At 50.5% G+C, this 20,160-nt stretch carries 25 protein-coding genes and 5 pseudogenes; 20 read left to right on the top strand and 10 right to left on the bottom strand.

Translation table 11 applies throughout. From position 1 onward, the window contains the following. Position 1: 1 nt before the first annotated feature. The 7 genes and pseudogenes from arnC to ACQGXV_RS05810 all read left to right on the top strand — a co-directional run. On the top strand, positions 2–994 hold the full coding sequence (gene arnC / locus ACQGXV_RS05840; RefSeq protein ID WP_440867278.1) for an undecaprenyl-phosphate 4-deoxy-4-formamido-L-arabinose transferase: 993 nt from the start codon (positions 2–4) through the stop codon (positions 992–994). Further along, positions 991–2,970, top strand: coding sequence for a bifunctional UDP-4-amino-4-deoxy-L-arabinose formyltransferase/UDP-glucuronic acid oxidase ArnA (gene arnA, locus ACQGXV_RS05835; protein WP_440865611.1), 1,980 nt, complete (start codon positions 991–993; stop codon positions 2,968–2,970). The genes arnC and arnA overlap by 4 nt, the downstream gene beginning before the upstream one ends. After that, complete coding sequence (arnD, locus tag ACQGXV_RS05830; protein WP_440865609.1) at positions 2,967–3,887, top strand: 4-deoxy-4-formamido-L-arabinose-phosphoundecaprenol deformylase; 921 nt, start codon at positions 2,967–2,969, stop codon at positions 3,885–3,887. The genes arnA and arnD overlap by 4 nt, the downstream gene beginning before the upstream one ends. Then, positions 3,884–5,542 (top strand): lipid IV(A) 4-amino-4-deoxy-L-arabinosyltransferase, encoded by a 1,659-nt coding sequence (arnT, locus tag ACQGXV_RS05825; protein ID WP_440865607.1) that lies wholly within the window; start codon positions 3,884–3,886, stop codon positions 5,540–5,542. Before arnD ends, arnT begins: the two co-directional genes overlap by 4 nt. Beyond that, a complete protein-coding gene (gene arnE / locus ACQGXV_RS05820) occupies positions 5,539–5,865 on the top strand; it encodes a 4-amino-4-deoxy-L-arabinose-phosphoundecaprenol flippase subunit ArnE (RefSeq protein WP_440865606.1) in 327 nt (108 codons plus the stop codon). Before arnT ends, arnE begins: the two co-directional genes overlap by 4 nt. A 15-nt stretch (positions 5,866–5,880) precedes the next feature. Beyond that, complete coding sequence (gene arnF, locus ACQGXV_RS05815) at positions 5,881–6,270, top strand: 4-amino-4-deoxy-L-arabinose-phosphoundecaprenol flippase subunit ArnF (protein ID WP_440865605.1); 390 nt, start codon at positions 5,881–5,883, stop codon at positions 6,268–6,270. 221 nt (positions 6,271–6,491) lie between these two features. Next, a pseudogene (locus ACQGXV_RS05810) lies at positions 6,492–7,359 on the top strand (PocR ligand-binding domain-containing protein); the annotation flags it as partial. 75 nt (positions 7,360–7,434) lie between these two features. Here ACQGXV_RS05810 and ACQGXV_RS05805 read toward each other — a convergent pair. Continuing rightward, positions 7,435–8,334 (bottom strand): annotated as a pseudogene (locus ACQGXV_RS05805) (IS5 family transposase); the annotation flags it as partial. A gap of 79 nt (positions 8,335–8,413) precedes the next feature. On the opposite strand from ACQGXV_RS05805, the gene ACQGXV_RS05800 reads away from it, so the two are divergent. The 5 genes from ACQGXV_RS05800 (at position 8,414) to ACQGXV_RS05780 (ending at position 10,019) form a co-directional block, all read left to right on the top strand. Then, complete coding sequence (locus tag ACQGXV_RS05800) at positions 8,414–8,596, top strand: sensor histidine kinase (RefSeq protein ID WP_440865603.1); 183 nt, start codon at positions 8,414–8,416, stop codon at positions 8,594–8,596. A gap of 246 nt (positions 8,597–8,842) precedes the next feature. Next, positions 8,843–9,208, top strand: coding sequence for an IS630 transposase-related protein (locus tag ACQGXV_RS05795; RefSeq protein ID WP_440863104.1), 366 nt, complete (start codon positions 8,843–8,845; stop codon positions 9,206–9,208). Further along, the gene (locus tag ACQGXV_RS05790; RefSeq protein WP_440862665.1) at positions 9,132–9,665 is read left to right on the top strand and encodes an IS630 family transposase; all 534 of its coding nucleotides are present in this window, start codon (positions 9,132–9,134) and stop codon (positions 9,663–9,665) included. The genes ACQGXV_RS05795 and ACQGXV_RS05790 overlap by 77 nt, the downstream gene beginning before the upstream one ends. Then, positions 9,626–9,817, top strand: coding sequence for a hypothetical protein (locus ACQGXV_RS05785; protein ID WP_440867854.1), 192 nt, complete (start codon positions 9,626–9,628; stop codon positions 9,815–9,817). The genes ACQGXV_RS05790 and ACQGXV_RS05785 overlap by 40 nt, the downstream gene beginning before the upstream one ends. Before the next feature lie 16 nt (positions 9,818–9,833). Beyond that, on the top strand, positions 9,834–10,019 hold the full coding sequence (locus ACQGXV_RS05780) for a response regulator transcription factor (protein WP_440865602.1): 186 nt from the start codon (positions 9,834–9,836) through the stop codon (positions 10,017–10,019). A 37-nt stretch (positions 10,020–10,056) separates the two neighbouring features. Here ACQGXV_RS05780 and ACQGXV_RS05775 read toward each other — a convergent pair whose 3' ends face one another. Next, positions 10,057–10,254 (bottom strand): hypothetical protein, encoded by a 198-nt coding sequence (locus ACQGXV_RS05775; protein WP_440863399.1) that lies wholly within the window; start codon positions 10,252–10,254, stop codon positions 10,057–10,059. Between ACQGXV_RS05775 and ACQGXV_RS05770 the strand changes: the two genes are divergently transcribed. Then, positions 10,241–11,452 (top strand): IS256 family transposase, encoded by a 1,212-nt coding sequence (locus ACQGXV_RS05770; protein ID WP_440862551.1) that lies wholly within the window; start codon positions 10,241–10,243, stop codon positions 11,450–11,452. The genes ACQGXV_RS05775 and ACQGXV_RS05770 overlap by 14 nt on opposite strands. Here the strand turns inward: ACQGXV_RS05770 and ACQGXV_RS05765 are convergent. Next, on the bottom strand, positions 11,449–12,273 hold the full coding sequence (locus ACQGXV_RS05765) for a transposase family protein (RefSeq protein ID WP_440863400.1): 825 nt from the start codon (positions 12,271–12,273) through the stop codon (positions 11,449–11,451). The genes ACQGXV_RS05770 and ACQGXV_RS05765 overlap by 4 nt on opposite strands. Before the next feature lie 112 nt (positions 12,274–12,385). On the opposite strand from ACQGXV_RS05765, the gene ACQGXV_RS05760 reads away from it, so the two are divergent. After that, a complete protein-coding gene (locus ACQGXV_RS05760) occupies positions 12,386–12,538 on the top strand; it encodes a hypothetical protein (protein WP_440865601.1) in 153 nt (50 codons plus the stop codon). Positions 12,539–12,693: 155 nt separating this feature from the next. On the opposite strand, the gene ACQGXV_RS05755 is transcribed toward ACQGXV_RS05760, so the two are convergent. After that, positions 12,694–13,227, bottom strand: a complete 534-nt coding sequence (locus ACQGXV_RS05755) for an IS630 family transposase (protein ID WP_440867276.1) — start codon at positions 13,225–13,227, stop codon at positions 12,694–12,696. Continuing rightward, a complete protein-coding gene (locus ACQGXV_RS05750) occupies positions 13,151–13,516 on the bottom strand; it encodes an IS630 transposase-related protein (RefSeq protein WP_440863997.1) in 366 nt (121 codons plus the stop codon). The genes ACQGXV_RS05755 and ACQGXV_RS05750 overlap by 77 nt, the downstream gene beginning before the upstream one ends. Before the next feature lie 86 nt (positions 13,517–13,602). On the opposite strand from ACQGXV_RS05750, the pseudogene ACQGXV_RS05745 reads away from it, so the two are divergent. Together ACQGXV_RS05745 and ACQGXV_RS05740 are read left to right on the top strand one after the other, a co-directional pair. Further along, positions 13,603–13,764: pseudogene (locus ACQGXV_RS05745) on the top strand (IS256 family transposase); the annotation flags it as partial. Next, positions 13,742–13,867 (top strand): hypothetical protein, encoded by a 126-nt coding sequence (locus tag ACQGXV_RS05740; protein WP_440865600.1) that lies wholly within the window; start codon positions 13,742–13,744, stop codon positions 13,865–13,867. The pseudogene ACQGXV_RS05745 and the gene ACQGXV_RS05740, both read left to right, overlap by 23 nt. Positions 13,868–13,916: 49 nt before the next feature. Here ACQGXV_RS05740 and ACQGXV_RS05735 read toward each other — a convergent pair. The 3 genes and pseudogenes from ACQGXV_RS05735 to ACQGXV_RS05725 all read right to left on the bottom strand — a co-directional run. Next, positions 13,917–14,430 (bottom strand): annotated as a pseudogene (locus tag ACQGXV_RS05735) (hypothetical protein); the annotation flags it as partial. 95 nt (positions 14,431–14,525) lie between these two features. Further along, positions 14,526–15,059, bottom strand: a complete 534-nt coding sequence (locus ACQGXV_RS05730) for an IS630 family transposase (protein ID WP_440867276.1) — start codon at positions 15,057–15,059, stop codon at positions 14,526–14,528. Next, positions 14,983–15,321, bottom strand: a complete 339-nt coding sequence (locus ACQGXV_RS05725; protein WP_440865598.1) for an IS630 transposase-related protein — start codon at positions 15,319–15,321, stop codon at positions 14,983–14,985. Before ACQGXV_RS05725 ends, ACQGXV_RS05730 begins: the two co-directional genes overlap by 77 nt. A 179-nt stretch (positions 15,322–15,500) precedes the next feature. Between ACQGXV_RS05725 and ACQGXV_RS05720 the strand changes: the two genes are divergently transcribed. From ACQGXV_RS05720 to ACQGXV_RS05705, 4 genes and pseudogenes are all read left to right on the top strand, one after another. After that, positions 15,501–16,187 carry a helix-turn-helix transcriptional regulator gene (locus ACQGXV_RS05720; protein ID WP_440865597.1) on the top strand — a complete coding sequence of 229 codons (687 nt, stop codon included), beginning with the start codon at positions 15,501–15,503 and terminating at the stop codon, positions 16,185–16,187. Positions 16,188–16,285: 98 nt separating this feature from the next. Beyond that, positions 16,286–17,438: pseudogene (gene metK / locus ACQGXV_RS05715) on the top strand (methionine adenosyltransferase). A gap of 19 nt (positions 17,439–17,457) precedes the next feature. Next, positions 17,458–17,943, top strand: coding sequence for a BMC domain-containing protein (locus ACQGXV_RS05710; RefSeq protein ID WP_440865595.1), 486 nt, complete (start codon positions 17,458–17,460; stop codon positions 17,941–17,943). 115 nt (positions 17,944–18,058) lie between these two features. Beyond that, complete coding sequence (locus ACQGXV_RS05705) at positions 18,059–18,196, top strand: hypothetical protein (RefSeq protein ID WP_440865594.1); 138 nt, start codon at positions 18,059–18,061, stop codon at positions 18,194–18,196. Between the two features lie 378 nt (positions 18,197–18,574). Here the strand turns inward: ACQGXV_RS05705 and ACQGXV_RS05700 are convergent, their stop codons facing one another. Continuing rightward, complete coding sequence (locus tag ACQGXV_RS05700) at positions 18,575–19,192, bottom strand: hypothetical protein (protein ID WP_440865593.1); 618 nt, start codon at positions 19,190–19,192, stop codon at positions 18,575–18,577. Between the two features lie 25 nt (positions 19,193–19,217). Next, positions 19,218–20,062, bottom strand: a protein-coding gene (locus ACQGXV_RS05695) for an IS5 family transposase (RefSeq protein WP_440865591.1) whose coding sequence is annotated in 2 segments (ribosomal slippage) — positions 19,218–19,720 and positions 19,720–20,062 — 846 coding nt in all. Because the reading frame shifts where the segments join, the coding sequence is not laid out codon by codon here. Positions 20,063–20,160: the final 98 nt, after the last annotated feature.

The following is a 20,160-nucleotide window of genomic DNA, read 5'->3' as shown; positions in this document are numbered from 1 at the left end:
TATGTTTACCTTTCCTCCGATAAAAAAAGTCTCCGTTGTCATCCCGGTATTCAACGAGCAAGAGAGCCTGCCTGCTCTGATTCAGCGCACGGTGGCGACCTGTGAAACGTTGGATAGGGCCTATGAGATTGTACTGGTTGATGATGGCAGCAATGACAATTCGGCGCGACTTATGGTGCAATCCAGTGAAATGCCAGATAGCCACGTGATAGCCGTATTGCTTAACCGGAATTACGGTCAGCATGCCGCGATCATGGCGGGATTTAGCCATACCTCGGGCGATTTGATCATTACGCTGGATGCCGATCTCCAGAATCCACCGGAAGAGATCCCGCGTTTGGTGGCAAAGGCCGATGAAGGCTATGACGTGGTCGGCACGGTGCGTCAAAACCGTCAGGATAGCCTGTTTCGCAAAATATCATCGCGCCTGATAAACCGTTTTATTCAGCGTACTACCGGCAAGTTCATGGGCGATTATGGCTGTATGCTGCGCGCTTATCGACGCCATATCGTCGATGCCATGTTGACCTGCCACGAACGCAGCACCTTTATCCCCGTCCTTGCCAATATCTTTGCGCGTAAGGCGACGGAGATTCCTGTCAAGCACGCTGAGCGCCAGCACGGCGATTCCAAATACAGCATGATCGGGTTGATCAGCCTGATGTATAACCTGGTGACTTGCCTGACCACGACCCCTTTGCGTCTGCTTAGCGTGATAGGTAGTGCCATCGCGCTGTCAGGGTTCTTGCTGACCTTTGTGCTGGTGGCGTTGCGTTTGGTACTTGGGCCCGAGTGGGCGGCCGAGGGAGTTTTCATGCTGTTCGCCTTTCTGTTCAGCTTTATCGGCGCCCAGTTCGTGGGGATGGGGATACTCGGTGAATATATTGGCCGGATTTACAACGATGTGCGTGCTCGCCCTCGTTATTTTGTGCAACGCGTCGTCAAGGGTGAGACCCGCAAAGACGAGACTCGCCAAGAGAGTAATGTGAAATGAATACCGTTGTTTTTGCTTACCATGATATGGGATGCGTTGGCATCAATGCCTTGTTAGCCTCTGGCTATCGCATCAGTGCTATTTTCACCCATGCGGATACACCCGGTGAAAATCCTTTTTTTGGCTCAGTGGCACGTATTGCCGCCAGAACGGGTATTCCTGTCTATACACCGGAAGACGTGAATCATCCGCTGTGGCGTGAACGCATTCGCGCGCTCGCGCCGCAGGTCATTTTTTCTTTCTATTACCGCCGCGTGCTGAGTGACGCGATTTTGCAGTGCGCCCCCTTAGGGGCGTTTAACCTACATGGCTCGCTATTGCCGCAATACCGTGGTCGCGCACCGTTGAACTGGGTATTGGTCAACGGAGAGACGCAAACGGGCGTCACGCTGCACCGCATGACGTCAGAACCCGATGCAGGCCCGATTGTCGCACAACAGCGGGTCGATATCGCACCGGATGACGATGCGCCTGGTTTGCACCATAAACTGTGCGAATCCGCAGACCGTCTGTTACGCGATATCCTGCCAGCGATCAAATCCGGTAACTATCCGCAACAGGAACAGGATCACGCACAGGCCAGCTATGTCACCCGGCGAACCCCGGAGGCGGGGCGGATGGACTGGTCGCGGCCCGCGCATGAATTGCACAACCTGGTGCGGGCGGTCACGGACCCGTGGCCGGGCGCCTTTTGTTATGCCGGTGCAACTCGCTTGACGGTGTGGTCTTCCCGTCTGCGGCAGGATTTCCCTAGCGCACCGAGTGGAACGGTATTGTCGGTGTCACCGCTGGTGGTTGCCTGCGGCAGCGATGCGCTGGAGATAGTGACCGGGCAGAGTGACAACAGCGTGTTTATGGCGGGTGAGCAACTGGCACAAACCGTGGGCATGGTGGAAGGGGCCAGGCTGAATGCCTGCTTGCCGTGTCAGCCAAAGCGCGTGCGGGTATTGATCCTCGGGGTGAACGGTTTTATCGGCAACCACCTGACGGAACGGTTGCTGCAAGATGAAAAATACGAAGTCTACGGTTTGGATATCGGTTCCGATGCCATTGCCCGTTTCCTGCTTAACCCGCGTTTTCACTTTGTTGAAGGCGACATCACCATTCACTCGGAGTGGATCGAGTATCACATCAAAAAATGCGATGTGATTTTGCCGCTGGTTGCTATTGCCACGCCGATTGAATACACGCGCAATCCGCTGCGGGTGTTCGAACTGGATTTCGAAGAGAACCTGAAAATCGTGCGTAGCTGTGTCAAACATCACAAGCGCATCATCTTCCCTTCTACGTCTGAAGTGTACGGGATGTGCAGCGATAAGGTGTTCGATGAAGATTGCTCATCGCTGGTTGTTGGGCCGATTAACAAACAGCGTTGGATCTATTCGGTATCGAAGCAACTGCTGGATCGGGTGATCTGGGCATACGGCGAGAAGCAGGGGCTGCGTTTCACGCTGTTCCGCCCCTTCAACTGGATGGGGCCACGGCTTGATAGTCTGGATGCCGCCCGAATCGGCAGTTCGCGTGCCATTACGCAGTTGATCCTGAATCTGGTGGAAGGATCGCCCATCAAGCTGATTGATGGCGGTGAACAGAAGCGCTGTTTTACCGATATCAATGATGGCATTGAGGCGTTATTCCGCATCATTGAAAATCGTGATAACGCCTGTGACGGGCGAATCATCAATATCGGTAACCCGAAAAATGAGGCCAGTATCCGCGAACTAGCGCAGATGTTGCTCGAAAGCTTTGAACGTCATCCGCTTCGGCATATCTATCCGCCCTTTGCTGGCATGTGCGTGGTGGAGAGCGGCAGTTACTACGGCAAGGGCTATCAGGATGTGGAACACCGTAAACCGAGCATCGCCAATGCCCGCCGCCTGTTGGGATGGGAACCACAGGTCGAGATCCGTCAGACGATTGACGAAACGCTGGACTTTTTCCTGCGCGCTAACGCTTCACCGGATTCTACCCCATGAAGCGTGTCGGGCTGCGTATTGATGTCGACACCTGGCGTGGTACGCGAGAGGGTATGCCGCGCCTGCTGGAGACGTTAGAGCAACATGGGGTTCAGGCAAGCGTCTTTTTCAGCGTTGGGCCAGATAATATGGGACGACACCTTTGGCGTCTGGCCAAACCGGCCTTTTTACGCAAGATGCTGCGTTCCAAGGCCGTGTCGTTGTATGGCTGGGATATCCTGTTGGCGGGCACGGCCTGGCCGGGCCGCTTGATTGGGCGTGGTAATGCGGACGTCATGCGACAAACGGCGCTTACCCACGAGGTGGGGCTCCATGCCTGGGATCACTTTGCCTGGCAAACCTGGGCGGGCATTTGGAATCCGGCACAGTTAAATCACCATATTGCGCTGGGTAAGACCGCGCTGGAAGATCTACTGGGTCAGGCCGTCACCTGTTCCGCCGTGGCTGGATGGCGGGCGGATCAGCGCGTCATTGAGGCTAAGCAGTGCTTTGGTTTCCGCTACAACAGCGATTGTCGCGGAAGTACGCCATTTCAGCCGCGTCTGGCAGACGGTACGCTAGGTACCGTTCAGATTCCGGTTTCACTGCCTACCTGGGATGAGGTTATCGGCTCCACCGTGCAACCGCAACAGTTCAACCGCTATCTGCTCAACGCCATGCACAGCGCGCGAGGGACGCCGGTGTATACCGTGCACGCTGAGGTAGAGGGCATCGCCTTCCAGCGGGAATTTTCAGCGTTGCTCGCTATGGCGCATCTCGAGGGACTTCAGTTCTGTCCCCTGGGGGCGTTGCTTCCAGAATCTGAGGCCGATTTGCCCGTTGGGCACGTTGTGCGCCACTCGATTGATGGGCGTGAAGGATGGCTAGGCTGTCAACAGTGGCTGAATAATCAACAATATCAGGTCGGTCAGCCATGAAAGCAGTCACCTACACGCTCGCATTGGTCGCCTTGTGGGCGCTCTACTACATTATCCCTATTGAGTACCGCTTGCTCTGGCAGCCGGATGAAACCCGCTATGCCGAAATCAGCCGCAGCTTGCTGGCCTCAGGGGATTGGGCTGTGCCGCGATTTTTAGGTATTCGCTACTTTGAAAAACCGATCGCCGGCTACTGGATCAACAACCTCGGTCAATGGCTTTTTGGTCACTCCAACTTTGCGGTGCGTGCGGGGGCAATATTCTCCTCTTCGCTGACCGCTTGTCTGGTCGCGTGGCTCTCCTGGCAGATCTGGCGGGACAAACGTACTGCACTGCTGGCGGCGGTAATCTACCTTTCCTGCTTGCTGGTCTACGGCGTCGGGACTTATGCCGTGCTCGATCCCATGCTCTCGCTGTGGCTTTCACTCGCCATGTGCAGTTTCTGGTATGCAGCACAATCCGAGTCCGTAGGTAAAAAAACTATCGGGTACCTGGTGTTGGGCATAGCTTGCGGCATGGGGGTGATGACCAAAGGCTTTTTGGCGCTGGCGGTACCTGTTATTAGCGTGCTGCCGTGGGTGGCAGAAAAGAAACAGTGGAAATCGCTGTTGATGTATGGACCGTTGGCCGTGTTAAGTGCGACGGCGGTGACATTGCCTTGGGCGCTAACCATTGCCGCGTGTGAGCCGACGTTCTGGCATTATTTTTTCTGGGTAGAGCATATCCAGCGTTTTGCCCAGGAAGGCGCGCAGCACCGGGCACCGTTTTGGTATTACCTGCCGCTCTTCCTGCTGGGGACGTTACCCTGGTTGGGCTTTCTGCCCGGCGCACTGCGTCAGGGCTGGCGAGACCGGAAAATCAACAGTGGCCTGATCTATTTGCTGGGTTGGACGCTCATGCCGCTGCTGTTTTTCAGCCTTGCGAAAGGAAAGTTGCTGACCTATATACTGCCCTGTTACGCGCCGTTGGCGGCGTTGCTGGCGCATCATGTGCTGGGCGCGGCTCGCGAGGGTGCCAAGGCGCTGCGCGCTAACGCCCTCATCAACATACTGTTTGGTGTTATGGGGCTGCTGGCGGTGGTGCTGGTCTTGGCCCCTCATCGGTTGGCTATCTATCCGCTCTATACACCGCAGGAATATGGCAAGATGCTGGCGGCCGCGGTGATCTTTCTCTCCTGGGCGTTGATTGGGAGTCTGTCGCTTGTGCAACCGCGTAATCGCTGGGCCTGCGCGGCACTGTGTCCGCTGGGATTGGCGCTGTTGGTGGGTGCTGCCATTCCCGACCGCGTGGAGAATGCCAAACAGCCGCAGGCCATGATTGAGCCAGCTCACGCGCAACTGCAAGCGAGCCGCTATGTGCTGTCCAACAGCGTAGGGGTCGCTTCGGCTATTGCCTGGGAGTTGCAGCGTGACGATATTTTTCTCTATAGCCGACGTGGGGAACTGGCTTGGGGGTTGGCGTTTGAGGACAGCGCAGAACGGTTTGTCTCTGAAGAGGCCTTCCCCGCTTGGCTCGCGGCTCACCGTCAACAAGGCAATATTACGCTGATGCTGCTGCTTGACGATGATGACAGAACGACGATTCATGCGTTGCCAACGCCGGACTGTGTCTATCAGCAAGGACGTTTCGCCGTTGTCGAGTATCACGTGCAGTGAGCGCATGGTTATGGGTTTTGCTGGTCAGCATGCTGAGCTGCATGGGGCAGATATCCCAAAAACAGGCGGCTGACGCGGTTCATCCTGCTCATGCAGCGCGATGGCTGTGCGTTGCTCTGCTGCTGCTGGCGCTTGCGCTATTGCTATGGCTGGTCGTGCTGCAACAGCTTCCGGTTGGCATTGCCTATCCGATGTTGAGCTTGAATCTGGTCTGGATCACGCTGGCCGCACGTTGGATTTGGCAGGAGCCTATGGGGTGGCGGCATATCCTCGGCATTCTGTTTATCATCTTGGGCGTCGTTTTGCTCGGTGTTACGGCTTAACGTGGAGGCGATAGCATGGGATATCTAGCGGCGTGCCTCAGCGTCATGTTGGTCAGCATCGCGCAGTTGGCGATTAAATATGCCCTGTCCGGATTGCCGCCGGTATGGTCGATACGCACGCTGTGGGACGGCGCAGCGTGCCCGTGGCTGTTGCTGACCGCTGGTCTGGGGTGTTACCTGCTGTCGCTGATCGTCTGGCAATTTGCGTTACAGCGTCTGGCGCTGGGAAAAGCCTATGCGTTTTTGAGCCTAAGCTATGTGCTGGTGTGGTTTGGCTCGCTTCTCCTACCCGACTATTCAGAGCATTTTTCATGGCTGGCGTGCATCGGCGTGTTCGCCATTATGGTGGGCGTATTGTTGGTTTGCTGGCCGTCACGTGAAGAGGAAACCTCGACCTCGTCATAGCGCAAGAGTCGATCGGGTTCAAACAAAACAAACATTTTCAGGTGTAATTTCTTGCCATTCTTATCGTAATAGCACCGTGTGAGATAGGTCATAGCATCCATACCCCGGATCGTAAATAATACGAAACCGTTATCAATAGGAACTGAAGGGTTATTCCTACGGCGGCGGAGGGGCGAAAACGGATTCTCAGACACGGTGTCTGACTGACAGAAAAGAGCATGATGAACAACAAATACCCATTGCAAGAAATCCTTGACGTTGAACGGCTGCAAACGTTGCAGGATAACTTCAGCAAATCCATGATGATTGCATTGGTGGTTGTTGATGAAAAAGGCGTTCCGGTTACTAAACCCAGCGGATTTTCTGATTTTTGCGCCCGTTCGCGGCGTAACCCTGCATTAGCGCAACACTGCTACGACTGTGATGACGCCGGAGGAAGGGCCGCTATGGCAGCCTGCCGCCCGGTGGTGTATCGCTGCTATTGCGGATTCGTTGAGTTCGCGGTGCCCATCATGATAGATAACCACTATCTCGGTGCGTTTATCTCCGGTCAGGTCAAAGTCGAAACCTCAAAAGAGACTGAGATCCCTTACATTCTGGCGGAAAATGGCGTGTGGGAATGGGGCGACGGCCTATACGCTACTGCATGTCGCGTCTTATCTGGTGGAACAGGCTTATGCCAACAATATCCAGCGCGAGTTGCATCAAAAAGATCTGGCGCTGACCAATGAACTGCGCAAACGCGTAGACATTGAGCGCTCTCTGCATGAGGCGGAGTTTAAAGCGCTTTCCTATCAGATAAACCCCCATTTCCTGTTTAACGTACTCAATACCATCGGCCGTTTAGCCTTTTTGGAGAACGCCCAGCGCACCGAAAACATGGTGCATGATTTTTCCGACATGATGCGCTATCTACTACGTAAAAGTAATAATGGGCTGATCACGCTGCGTAATGAAATCAATTACGTCAACAGCTACATGTCGATTCAGAAAGTCCGCATGAGCGACCGCTTTGATTATATGTCCAGTATTCCGGATAAATATCTGGATGTGATTTGTCCTTTTCTTATTTTGCAGGGCTTTGTTGAATAAATCAGAATTAGCCGACAGGATGACTCCCTCTGCTACACCTGTTATCCTATCCTGACGCTGTGTGGCATACCCAACACCCAACAACGTCATACGGTTCAGCGCTTTGACCATCGCTATGGCTTCACCTACTTGAGCCTCATAGTCACGCAGGCTCAGATGGCCACCCAGCAAAGTTTTTATGCGGAACATCGCTGTTTCTGCCACTGAACGCCGGTGATAACCCACTTTCTTTTTCCACATATCATTACTCCCGCTCAGACGCTGATTCGCCACCGCATGGTTACGTTCATGGTACTTGTCCGGCCAGTATTTGGCTCCGCTTCGCGGCGGGATAAGGGGCCTGATTTTCTTTCTTAGCAACGCATCGTGGCAGTAACGGGCGTCATAAGCACCGTCTGCTGACACTTCCCTGATTTTTCGGTGGGTTTGGTTAATCAGGCCCGGCAGTGCCTGCGCATCTGTCGTTCCGCTGAGCGATAAGTCGGCACAGATAATCTCATGCGTCGCACTGTCTGCTGCCAGATGAAGCTTGCGCCACACTCTTCGTCTGTCAGCCCCATGCTGCCTGACTTTCCATTCACCTTCGCCAAAGACCTTCAGACCGGTACTGTCGATGACCAGATGCGAGATTTCACCACGCGTTGGCGTTTTTATGCTGATACTGACGGTTTTTGCCCGCCGACTGACCAGAGAGTAGTCCGGGCAGCGCAGTGGCAGGCTCATCAGTGTAAAAACCGAGTCGACAAAGCCCTGTAATGCCCGGAGCGACAGGTTAAACACGCGCTTTATCATCAAAACCGTGGTAACAGCCATATCGGTGTAGTAAAGCGGCCGACCACGACCTTCAGGCGAAGCACTGTCAGTCCATGCAGCGATGGCCGACTCATCAAGCCAGACCGTCAGGGAGCCGCGTTGTCTGAGTGCTTTGTTGTAGGTGGGCCAGTTGGTGATTTTAAACTTTTGCTTTGCCATGGGGAGCTGCTATCGGGAGCGATGATAGTGCTTTGATCCGGCGATCCCCTGAAAGTTCGATTTATTCAACAAAGCCATTTTGCAGCCGCTGGTGGAGAACTTCTTTAACTACGTGGTTGAGCCACGAGAAATAAAAAGTCACATTCACATTAAAGCCACCGACTATGGTCGCGATGTGATTATTGAAGTGACGGATAATGCCGATGGTATTTCGCCACAGGATATCGAGCATATTCTCTCCGGTAATGGCTTTGTTGAATAATTTAAGATACTGATTTATATAAGCATTATAAAATTTCAACGACTAATTTTTCCTCTCGGAATGCTTTTTATTGTGCTAACTATTTGATTTGTCGTTCTAACAAAATACATTCTCTGTAAATGCATTCTAACTAAAGAAGATGTAAATCAAACGGTTAAATTATTCAACAAAGCCTCCGGTAATGAGAATCGCCAAAAAGGCGGCATCGGTATAGCTAAACGACTTAATTTTGATTACATTATTTAAATGAGCTATTCAATTGATTTTAGACGTAAAGTGATATCTACACGGAAAAACGAAGGGTTGAGTATCCGAGAAACAGCGAAGCAATTTCGGATTGGCCCTGCCTCTGTATCGCGTTGGATTAATCAAATAGAGTCAAAAGCATCGACCACGCGTCAGCGAAAGATCGATAAATCCGAGTTGATAAAAGATGTTGAACAATATCCAGATGCTTACCAAAAAGAACGTGCAGAGCGTTTTGGCGTTTGTCAGAAGGCCATTTGGCAAGCGCTTAAAAAGCTGGGATTGACCTATAAAAAAAACGCTACGTCATCCGAAAGCCGACGAAAACGCCCGGCAGGGATTTCAACAAAAAAAACAACAGTATGAAAAAGAAGGTAAACCTATTGTTTTTATTGATGAAAGTGGTTTTTCACACGATGCCCCACGGACTCACGGCTATTCCCCAAAAGGTCAACGGTGTTTTGGCCTGAAGAACTGGGGAGCTAGGGGAAGAACAAATGTTATCGGCGCTTTATTAGGCACAACGCTGTTTGCTATCGGATTATTTGATATCAATATTAACAGCGATGTTTTCTATGCCTGGGTCACACAAGTCCTTATCCCAGTACTCCCTAAAAACAGTGTAATCATGATGGACAATGCCACTTTTCACAAAAAACATAATATTCAACAAGTCATCATCGATGCAGGGTATATGGTGGAGTATTTGCCTACATATTCGCCAGATCTTAACCCAATTGAGCATAAATGGGCACAAGCAAAAAGCAAAAAAAGAGAGATGGGTTGCGATACAGAGAGTTTGTTCTCAGTCCATATGGTGTAATCAAAATTAAGTCGCTTGGCTATATCAACAACATTCAAAATCGACTTCAGTTGTTGTTCGGCGAACGTTATGGGTTGGAGATTGCCAGTCCACACAAACCGAAGCTGGGAACCTCTATCAAACTGCGTTTCCCGATGCAGGAAGTCCATTAATCCGGGGAGAAGTACAATGTACAATTTTGTGATTGTGGAAGATGAACACATTGAATCCGAATCTCTGCGCCGCATGATTTCGGAGCACATCGAAAATGCCACCATTCATGAAGCATCGACCGGACGCAAAGCCATTCAACTGATCGATCAACTGAATCATATCGACATGATCCTGGTGGATATCAATAAGCGTGTTGCTTAATAGTGAAATAAGGGTGTTTCGGTGATTGAAGTAAATTTTATGCTGTTCTGAGATGGAAATTCCAAAGACCGGCGCTAAGGAGTAAGAAGGTATCATCAATAAAGGGTCTACGATTCCGTAAAATTTGGGTCATGCAACCGAGGCGCTTGATACCCGCGATGGAGACTGTAAAATAATCTGTGTAAATGGCATTTTGAGGAAAACCTTCAAAGGATAACAAAATGCCTATCAGCAACGAACTTATTGACCAACTGCTTCAAGATTGTCACTCCCCTCAGGATCTGCTGGGTGAATCAGGCCTACTCAAGGTGCTGACTAAAAGACTGGCGGAACGGGTTCTTGAAGCTGAGATGGAGATGCACCTTGGGTATGCTAAGCATGACCCGGCTGGTAATCATTCAGGCAACTCACGCAATGGCAAGACATCCAAGAGCGTACGTAGCCAAAATGGGGAGATCGAGCTCGATATTCCGCGCGACCGCAACAGTACCTTCGAGCCGACACTGATCGGTAAGCACGAAAAACAGCTTAACGGCTTCGATGACCGCATTATTTCTCTCTATTCCAGAGGGTTATCAACCCGTGATATTCAGGCACACTTTAAAGAAGTCTACGGGGTCGATGTTTCCGCTGGCTTCATTTCTCAAGTGACCAATGCTGTGATGGATGAAGTTAAGCGCTGGCAGCAACGGCCGCTGGATGCGCTTTATCCCATTGTTTACCTTGACTGTATTGTTGTCAAAAGCCAGGACGGCGGAGCCGTGGCCAACAAGTCTGTTTATCTGGCCCTCGGCGTCAACGGCCAGGGCGAAAAAGAGCTGCTGGGGCTATGGATAGCCAAAACTGAGGGGGCCAAGTTCTGGTTATCTGTGATGACAGAACTGAAAAATCGTGGGCTAAAGGACATCTTCGTCGCCTGCTGCGATGGCCTGAAAGGCTTTCCTGATGCCATTGAAGCTGTTTACCCGCATACGCGGGTACAGCTCTGCATTGTGCATCAGGTGCGGAACTCGCTGCGCTACGTCGGCTGGAAAGAGCGTAAGGCCGTTGCTGCTGACCTGCGCACCATCTATAGTTCCGCAACGCTAGAGGGCGCTGAAGAGGCCCTGGATGCCTTCGCGGCCAAATGGGATGAACAGTTCCCGACGATCAGCCCGTCGTGGAGAAATAATTGGGAACGTCTCATCGTCATTTTTGACTTTCCGCCGGAGATCCGCAAGGTTATCTACACCACCAACGCGATAGAGTCGTTAAATGCTTCATTGCGCAAGATAACGAAAACGCGACGAATATTTCCAACGGATGACTCGGTGATAAAATTACTCTATCTAGCCTTGCATAATATCTCTGCTAAATGGACCTTGCCAATCAGAGACTGGAAACCTGCTATGAGCCAATTCATGTTGATGTATGGAGAACGAATCTCCGGTTAAGCAATGGAGCCATTTACACAAAATTCTTTACAGACTCCCGCGATGGCGTGTTCAACTGTAATACGGATGCCCGAGATTATTTTATTTTCTTGTTTTTGTTCAGGCGATAAAGGTCTTTTTCGAGTTCCTTTTTTTGGAATTTGTGTATTAGGATGCTGTTTATCTATACCTTGAAAACCGGTATCTGCCCAGATGGTTACCTCAGGAGGAATATGGCGAATTATATCGACTTTATCGAGTAAGCGTTTATCGTGACGGCGCCCATTTTTGCTCATGGGGATAAATCCAATTTGCCTTGTTTCGTCAGTCATAATAAGCCCTTTTCGAGTGGTCTGTCTTTTCTTTCCCGAATACATTTTTTTTCGCCGACGCAGATTCTTAGGCTTTTGGACAGGTCGCTCTGTCCCATCAATAAAGACGTCTTTAACTCCAGGAAAGGCGCGAAAAAATTCCTCAGCAGAGCGAATTTGACGAGCGGGCAAAACACATTCTCGCCCCAAGGTCATCTCTAAAACCGGCAATAATATTTTTACCCAGCGACATACCCGTGTTCTATCTAAACCAAAAAGAAGTCCTTGCAAATCATAGGTCGGATAACATTTTAAATACAATAAAATAAAAAGCAGTTTATCTAATGGGGTTGGGATAAATCCTTTCTGCCCTGCACCCATCTGCCGCTCGTGATCTTTTCGATTCTTTTTCCGATAAATCAAATAACAAGCTGAAAATTCAGCGGCTAAATTTTTCAATTCTTCGACTGATAATCCAATGATTGCTTTACATAAACGATTATCTCGTAACAACCGCTCTTTGTTGATCATTTCAAACCTTTATTCTCTAAGTTAAACCTCTTTTTATTCTCAATAGCCTGACAAAAAATGCAAGTCTCTATTCAGCAACTAGTTTAATATCCCGCTGCCAAATGGGAGAGAGGTGATCGAGTACCTGCGCCGTAAAAACGATCAGACCAAAGTGATCGTCACTACCGCCAATGACGATTTTGATATAGCCAAGCGACATTATTTTGATAACAGCCAGCTATGCTTCTTTGCCGCATATCAGGGCATAGGATGTAATCATTTTTAAGTCGGTTGGCTATATTGTGCGCAGTATGCTCAGCCTGAAAGTGGATGATTACCTGCTCAAACCGGTCAAACAGAGCATCATGACCGATGTGATCAAAAGGGTGCTGCATTACGATGAGCAGGATAATCAGGTATAGCCAAGCGACTTAATTTTGATTACACCATATGGACTGAGAACAAACTCTCTGTATCGCAACCCATCTCTCTTTTTTTGCTTTTTGCTTGTGCCCATTTATGCTCAATTGGGTTAAGATCTGGCGAATATGTAGGCAAATACTCCACCATATACCCTGCATCGATGATGACTTGTTGAATATTATGTTTTTTGTGAAAAGTGGCATTGTCCATCATGATTACACTGTTTTTAGGGAGTACTGGGATAAGGACTTGTGTGACCCAGGCATAGAAAACATCGCTGTTAATATTGATATCAAATAATCCGATAGCAAACAGCGTTGTGCCTAATAAAGCGCCGATAACATTTGTTCTTCCCCTAGCTCCCCAGTTCTTCAGGCCAAAACACCGTTGACCTTTTGGGGAATAGCCGTGAGTCCGTGGGGCATCGTGTGAAAAACCACTTTCATCAATAAAAACAATAGGTTTACCTTCTTTTTCATACTGTTGTTTTTTTTGTTGAAATCCCTGCCGGGAGTTTTCGTCGGCTTTCGGATGACGTAGAGTTTTTTTTATAGGTCAATCCCAGCTTTTTAAGCGCTTGCCAAATGGCCTTCTGACAAACGCCAAAACGCTCTGCACGTTCTTTTTGGTAAGCATCTGGATATTGTTCAACATCTTTTATCAACTCGGATTTATCGATCTTTCGCTGACGCGTGGTCGATGCTTTTGACTCTATTTGATTAATCCAACGCGATACAGAGGCAGGGCCAATCCGAAATTGCTTCGCTGTTTCTCGGATACTCAACCCTTCGTTTTTCCGTGTAGATATCACTTTACGTCTAAAATCAATTGAATAGCTCATTTAAATAATGTAATCAAAATTAAGTCGTTTAGCTATATGCGGCAAAGAAGCATAGCTGGCTGTTATCAAAATAATGTCGCTTGGCTATAACGAAAACGCGACGAATATTTCCAACGGATGACTCGGTGATAAAATTACTCTATCTAGCCTTGCATAATATCTCTGCTAAATGGACCTTGCCAATCAGAGACTGGAAACCTGCTATGAGCCAATTCATGTTGATGTATGGAGAACGAATCTCCGGTTAAGCAATGGAGCCATTTACACAAAATTCTTTACAGACTCTTTATTGATTATAACTTCTTACTCCTTAGCGCCGGTCTTTGGAATTTCCATCTCAGAACAGCGTAAAATTTACTTCAATCACCGAAACACCCTTATTTCACTATTAAGCAACACGCTTAATGCTGGAACTGATTACCGCCGTCAAACCGGCCTGATGCGCTTCACGCACCAATTGCTCGCAACGTGCCAGACTGCCCACCAGCGTCGGTTTGATGATGATCGCGCTTACGCCAGGTTCCGCCTGCACGCGAAAATCGGCCTCACGCACGCTCTCATCCCAGGCGATAGCAATACCGGTGTCACGCGCAAAAGCGCGGGATTCTTCACGGGTTTTGCACGGTTCTTCAAGAAACGCAATGCGTGAACGCAGTTCTGGTGCCACATATAGCCAACCGACTTAAAAATGATTACATCCTATGCCCTGATATGCGGCAAAGAAGCATAGCTGGCTGTTATCAAAATAATGTCGCTTGGCTATAGCGCGCAAAGCCATCGGCTTTGACGCGCGTCCAACTGCGGTTGGCATCCAGACACAGCGTCAAATCCGGCAGCGCTTCCAGCAGCACATTGACTATCATGCCGTCACGCACCGCTTCGTATAGCCCAACCTTGATTTTCGCCACTTTATCGGCCCATTCCCACTCGAAACGCAACAAAGTGACCCACTTGCCAGAGTCGGATAAAATCACCGTTCTGGCCATATAGCCAAGCGACTTAATTTTGATTACACCATATGGACTGAGAACAAACTCTCTGTATCGCAACCCATCTCTCTTTTTTTGCTTTTTGCTTGTGCCCATTTATGCTCAATTGGGTTAAGATCTGGCGAATATGTAGGCAAATACTCCACCATATACCCTGCATCGATGATGACTTGTTGAATATTATGTTTTTTGTGAAAAGTGGCATTGTCCATCATGATTACACTGTTTTTAGGGAGTACTGGGATAAGGACTTGTGTGACCCAGGCATAGAAAACATCGCTGTTAATATTGATATCAAATAATCCGATAGCAAACAGCGTTGTGCCTAATAAAGCGCCGATAACATTTGTTCTTCCCCTAGCTCCCCAGTTCTTCAGGCCAAAACACCGTTGACCTTTTGGGGAATAGCCGTGAGTCCGTGGGGCATCGTGTGAAAAACCACTTTCATCAATAAAAACAATAGGTTTACCTTCTTTTTCATACTGTTGTTTTTTTTGTTGAAATCCCTGCCGGGAGTTTTCGTCGGCTTTCGGATGACGTAGAGTTTTTTTTATAGGTCAATCCCAGCTTTTTAAGCGCTTGCCAAATGGCCTTCTGACAAACGCCAAAACGCTCTGCACGTTCTTTTTGGTAAGCATCTGGATATTGTTCAACATCTTTTATCAACTCGGATTTATCGATCTTTCGCTGACGCGTGGTCGATGCTTTTGACTCTATTTGATTAATCCAACGCGATACAGAGGCAGGGCCAATCCGAAATTGCTTCGCTGTTTCTCGGATACTCAACCCTTCGTTTTTCCGTGTAGATATAGCCAACCGACTTAAAAATGATTACATCCTATGCCCTGATATGCGGCAAAGAAGCATAGCTGGCTGTTATCAAAATAATGTCGCTTGGCTATATCACTTTACGTCTAAAATCAATTGAATAGCTCATTTAAATAATGTAATCAAAATTAAGTCGTTTAGCTATAACACGTGAACTAAAACAAAAAGTGTTTGCCCTGATCGACGACGGCGATTATCCCGCCTGGCATGAGCTGGTGTTTCAGACCATCGACGGTGCCTACTGGGATAAGTCTGGCGATCGCCGTCAGACGGTCGTGGATTTTCTTGCGCTGCTTGACCAATACGTGACGGCGCAAGGCGACAAGTTCGCCGCTTCTCATTCTGCGGCGCTGAAAGGGGTGATGCGCGACGTTGCCAGCCGTGGGCTGACGGAAGGGCTTTACTACCGTATTTTGCGCGGTGTTTTTACGCTAAGCGAAGCCCTGTTTGAGCGGGCGTTTAAAAGCGCTGCACCGCAGGGGGATTTTATCGAACGCGCGCGCTATCACATCGAGAAGAATATTTTCAGTAACATCACCCTGGATGATATCGCCGAACGCGCTTTTGTCAGCGCCTGTTATCTGAGCCGTGCCTTTAAGAAGGCTACCGGCACCGGTTTTTCTACCTATGTGGCAAATAGAAAAATTAAAATTGCCAAATCTCTGCTGCAATTCAGTGAGTTAAAGGTCAATACCATTGCGCTGGAATTGGCGTATCAGGATGCGAATTATTTCTGCCGCATCTTCAAGAGAGAGACCAATATGTCACCTTCCGACTACCGCAAACTGATGGTGTTTAACCCGCAGGTGACCCCACCGGAAGCGGGTAGCAGCGTAGTGCTACCCGCGCGGTGATAACGCAAAATAGTCCAATCTGACAGCAAGAAAGTTCACCAGAGCCGATCGCCCCACCGCGTAAAATAGCGGGATACTCTCAGTGGGGCGAGGCGTGTGTGGACGAGTACCTGTTTACTTCCGAATCGGTGGCGGAAGGCCATCCGGACAAAATCGCCGATCAGATTTCCGACGCGATTTTGGATGCGGTGTTGCTACAAGATCCCTGGGGCCGCGTGGCGTTCGAATGCCTGGTGAAGACCGGCGTCGCCATTGTGGCTGGAGAGATCACCACTACCGCATCGATTGATGTGGAAAGCGTGGTGCGCCACGCCATCAAACAGATCGGTTATAACCACTCTTCGCTCGGCTACGACGGCAATACCTGCGGCGTGCTCAACCTGATCGGGCGGCAGTCGCCGGATATTGCCAGCGGCATTCAGGGGGCGGCGTTAACTGAGCTGGGCGCTGGCGATCATGGCATTACCTTTGGCTACGCCACGGATGAAACGCCGGAATTGATGCCTGCCACCCTGGTCTATGCACATCAATTGATGGCGCGTCAGGCCCAATTGCGTAAATCCGATCGCCTGCCCTTTTTACGTCCAGATGCTAAAAGTCAGGTGACGCTGCGCTACCGCGATCGTCAGGTGATTGCGGCGGACACCATCGTCATTTCCACACAGCACGCACCCGACGTCTCGCTTGAAACACTGCGCGAAGTGGTGATCGAAGAGATCGTCAAACCCGTACTTCCCACACGCTGGCTGACGCCACACACCCGCATTCTGGTCAATCCGGCCGGGGCGTTTGTCACGGGGGCTGGTGGATGACTGCGGACTGACCGGGCGCAAGATTATCGTTGATACCTATGGCGGCGCTGCGTGCCACGGTGGCGGTGCATTTTCGGGGAAAGACCCTTCCAAAGTCGATCGCTCAGCGGCCTATGCGGCACGCTACGTGGCCAAGAACATCGTAGCCGCCGGATTAGCGGCGCGCTGTGAAGTGCAGTTGGCCTGGGCTATCGGCGTCGCGCGTCCGGTAGCGGTGCGCATCAACACGTTTGGTACCGTGCGGGTGAGTAGCGCCCGGTTGCAGCAACTGGTGGACGCGCATTTCGATCTCAGCGTTTACGGCATGATTACGTCGCTTGATTTACTGGCGCCGCGTTATCGCCACACAGCATGTTACGGGCATTTCGGGCGATCCGATTTTCCCTGGGAATTCACCGATAAAGCCGCGTTGTTACAGAGCGCGGCTTCATTGATATAACGATAAACAGGAATCGCTTATGGGTAAGCAAAGTTTGGGTCTGATAGAAACCGTGGGGCTTGCCGCGGCCGTTGAGGCAGCGGATGCGGCGGTGAAATCTGCTAATGTCAATCTGGTTGGCTATGAGCTGACAAAAGGCGACGGCATGGTCACCGTGAAGCTGGAAGGGGAAGTGGGGGCCGTCAATGCCGCGATTGCAGCGGCCAAAGTGGGGCAGGTCTACGCCCATAAGGTGACTGCGCGCACCGCTGAAGGGATTGAAGCCATCACGCATTCAGCAGACACGGTTGGCGTTGCCAAACCGCAGCCACGGGCACCGGAAGTGGTTATCACGCCGCCTGCTGCACCTGAGCCAGAAGCGAAAGAAACCACGATTCCTGTGGTGATACTCGAGCCAAGCGATAATGGCGCGTCATGCGGGGATATAGCCAAGCGACATTATTTTGATAACAGCCAGCTATGCTTCTTTGCCGCATATCAGGGCATAGGATGTAATCATTTTTAAGTCGGTTGGCTATATCACCCTTGCGCGGGGCGTTTTTGCCTGCCGGGCGTGGCGTCGGTTTTTTCGCGGGCTGCTCAGGCTCCGTCTTTGGTGCAGCGTCCGGCACAACAGGCGCTTGTGCAACCGGTTGTGGCACAGGCACTGGCGGCTCGAAGATATAGCCAACCGACTTAAAAATGATTACATCCTATGCCCTGATATGCGGCAAAGAAGCATAGCTGGCTGTTATCAAAATAATGTCGCTTGGCTATAAATAGTCACAACGTGATTTCTCTTCCTACTATCCCTGGCAACCGCCGGGGATTTTTTTGTTCTTATTCTTGGTTTTGCTGTTGGCCTACCCGCGTCACATGGCGCTGAGGAAACGGGGGACGCCAGGATGAGCGGCAGGGATGCCGCGAAAGTGTTCGCCGCGTCTGGAACGCGTAGAGCGCGGTCCGTCCGGCGGCACCCATTTCCTAAGGTATCGCGCAGCGACGCGCTTTTCGCAAAAAGCGCGGGGTCACGGGGTGTGGGCGACTGCACACCCCGTGTCGGGCGCGTGCCACGCGAATGGCAGAGAAACACAGCAGTTTTCGCGCACGAAACCTTACGCAATACCAACAGAAATTCTGGGGCTAATGCCCCAACATCAAAACAGCGGTACCGCCGCAAAAAAACCAATGGTTGCCAGCAGGTTGACCAACGTCGTCATTATCGCAATGGTGAACGCCGGTGGGTCAATATGGGTGTCGCCATGAACCAAAAACAGGCGGGAAATCAGTTCACCCAGCAGTGCACACAGAACGCCAATCACCGCCGCCCAGATCAGGCTACCGGAGGCCGCCGCTGCCAGCGCCGCTGGCAGGGCGATGTGGTGGGAAACCGGCACCTGGGTATTAAAATGCAGGAATACCAACGAGAACGCTGAAATCCCAAAGGCCAGCAACGCGCCGCTGCCTCCGAACGAGTGCCCCAGATAGCCAGCCATCAATCCAATACCGATGCCCAAGACCGATAGCTGAGGAATACGGCTGTGATAGGGCATCCAGCACTGATCCTGCGGTGGGTAGCAGCGACGCACCCCGCTTTGTGGTTTGCCCAGCAGACCGGTAGTCCCGAACATCACCCGCACGATCATGCCAGAGATCACCACGGTTAATGCCACTGTATCAGTCCATGCCAATCCCGAAGAGAAGGCGGGCACTTGATTGAACAGCCAGACGATCACAAAACCGATAGCACCAAACGCACCGCCGACCAGCAGCACATCGGGAGCTCCTAGGCTGTGTCCCTTAATTACGTAACCGGGCGTAAAACAAGCGGATGCAGCCCAGTTTCACCATTGCTAGATAGTTTCTTGCCGTTTTTTCATAACGTGTGGCAATCCGTCTATATTCCTTTAAACGGCCAAAACATCTTTCTACAACGTAGCGACGGCTATAAGCATCACGATAAAGTTGTGAACGTCCATCTGAAGCCAGTTTTTTATTTGATTTTCGGGGAATAACCGCTCTTATCCCTTTTCTTTTCAACTCGTTACGGAGTGCATTGCCAGAGTAAGCTTTGTCAGACAGTACCGCATGACCACGACGCTTCATGCTACCGTTCTGCCGTTGCACGCCAATGCCGTCCAGGAGTCGTAACGCGAACAGGCTTTCGTGAGCCTGCCCAGCACTCAGTACGATATTTAGCGGGATGCCGCTTCCGTCAGTCGCCATGTGGATTTTGTTGCCATAACCACCTCGTGAGCGACCCAGGCTGTTATCGTTGGTAATATCGGGATGTTTTTTTGAGCGCCAGCCGCACATTTGAGCGCACGGATATTGCTGCCATCCAGCGCAGTGTCTGACCAGTCAACAAGTCCATGAGCATCAAGAAATGAAAGTAACTTATTAAAAATAATGTTAATAACTCCAGACTTTGACCATCTATTGAAACGGTTATAAACGGTTTTCCATGGGCCGTAACGTTCAGGTAAATCACGCCATGGGTCACCTGAACACAGTATCCAGAACATGCCGTTGACGATTTTGCGATGTTCTGCCCATGGCCGGCCTGCCTGCGGAGATGTCAAAACGGTTGGTAACAAGGGCTCAATGATTGCCCATGCTTCATCAGAAAGATCGTAGCGAGCCATAATCCAAAGTGTCTTAGAAACAGATGGATACTATAGCTCAAGCAATTAAGGGACACAGCCTAGCTACGACGTGCGCAACCGCATATGTGCTTTAATCG

The organism is Symbiopectobacterium purcellii (assembly GCF_052050035.1).
In the GTDB taxonomy this organism is placed as follows: Bacteria; Pseudomonadota; Gammaproteobacteria; order Enterobacterales; family Enterobacteriaceae; genus Symbiopectobacterium; species Symbiopectobacterium purcellii_A.
Note: the sequence above shows the minus strand (reverse complement) of the source record. Positions and strands in the feature narration are given on the sequence as shown.

Excerpts from the sequence above, each read along its gene's own strand:
- arnC (WP_440867278.1), top strand. The coding sequence starts at position 2 with ATGTTTACCTTTCCTCCGATAAAAAAAGTCTCCGTTGTCATCCCGGTA.
- arnA (WP_440865611.1), top strand. The coding sequence starts at position 991 with ATGAATACCGTTGTTTTTGCTTACCATGATATGGGATGCGTTGGCATC.
- arnD (WP_440865609.1), top strand. The coding sequence starts at position 2,967 with ATGAAGCGTGTCGGGCTGCGTATTGATGTCGACACCTGGCGTGGTACG.
- arnT (WP_440865607.1), top strand. The coding sequence starts at position 3,884 with ATGAAAGCAGTCACCTACACGCTCGCATTGGTCGCCTTGTGGGCGCTC.
- arnF (WP_440865605.1), top strand. The coding sequence starts at position 5,881 with ATGGGATATCTAGCGGCGTGCCTCAGCGTCATGTTGGTCAGCATCGCG.
- ACQGXV_RS05795 (WP_440863104.1), top strand. The coding sequence starts at position 8,843 with ATGAGCTATTCAATTGATTTTAGACGTAAAGTGATATCTACACGGAAA.
- ACQGXV_RS05780 (WP_440865602.1), top strand. The coding sequence starts at position 9,834 with ATGTACAATTTTGTGATTGTGGAAGATGAACACATTGAATCCGAATCT.
- ACQGXV_RS05770 (WP_440862551.1), top strand. The coding sequence starts at position 10,241 with ATGCCTATCAGCAACGAACTTATTGACCAACTGCTTCAAGATTGTCAC.
- ACQGXV_RS05765 (WP_440863400.1), bottom strand. The coding sequence starts at position 12,273 with ATGATCAACAAAGAGCGGTTGTTACGAGATAATCGTTTATGTAAAGCA.
- ACQGXV_RS05750 (WP_440863997.1), bottom strand. The coding sequence starts at position 13,516 with ATGAGCTATTCAATTGATTTTAGACGTAAAGTGATATCTACACGGAAA.
- ACQGXV_RS05740 (WP_440865600.1), top strand. The coding sequence starts at position 13,742 with ATGGAGAACGAATCTCCGGTTAAGCAATGGAGCCATTTACACAAAATT.
- ACQGXV_RS05710 (WP_440865595.1), top strand. The coding sequence starts at position 17,458 with ATGGGTAAGCAAAGTTTGGGTCTGATAGAAACCGTGGGGCTTGCCGCG.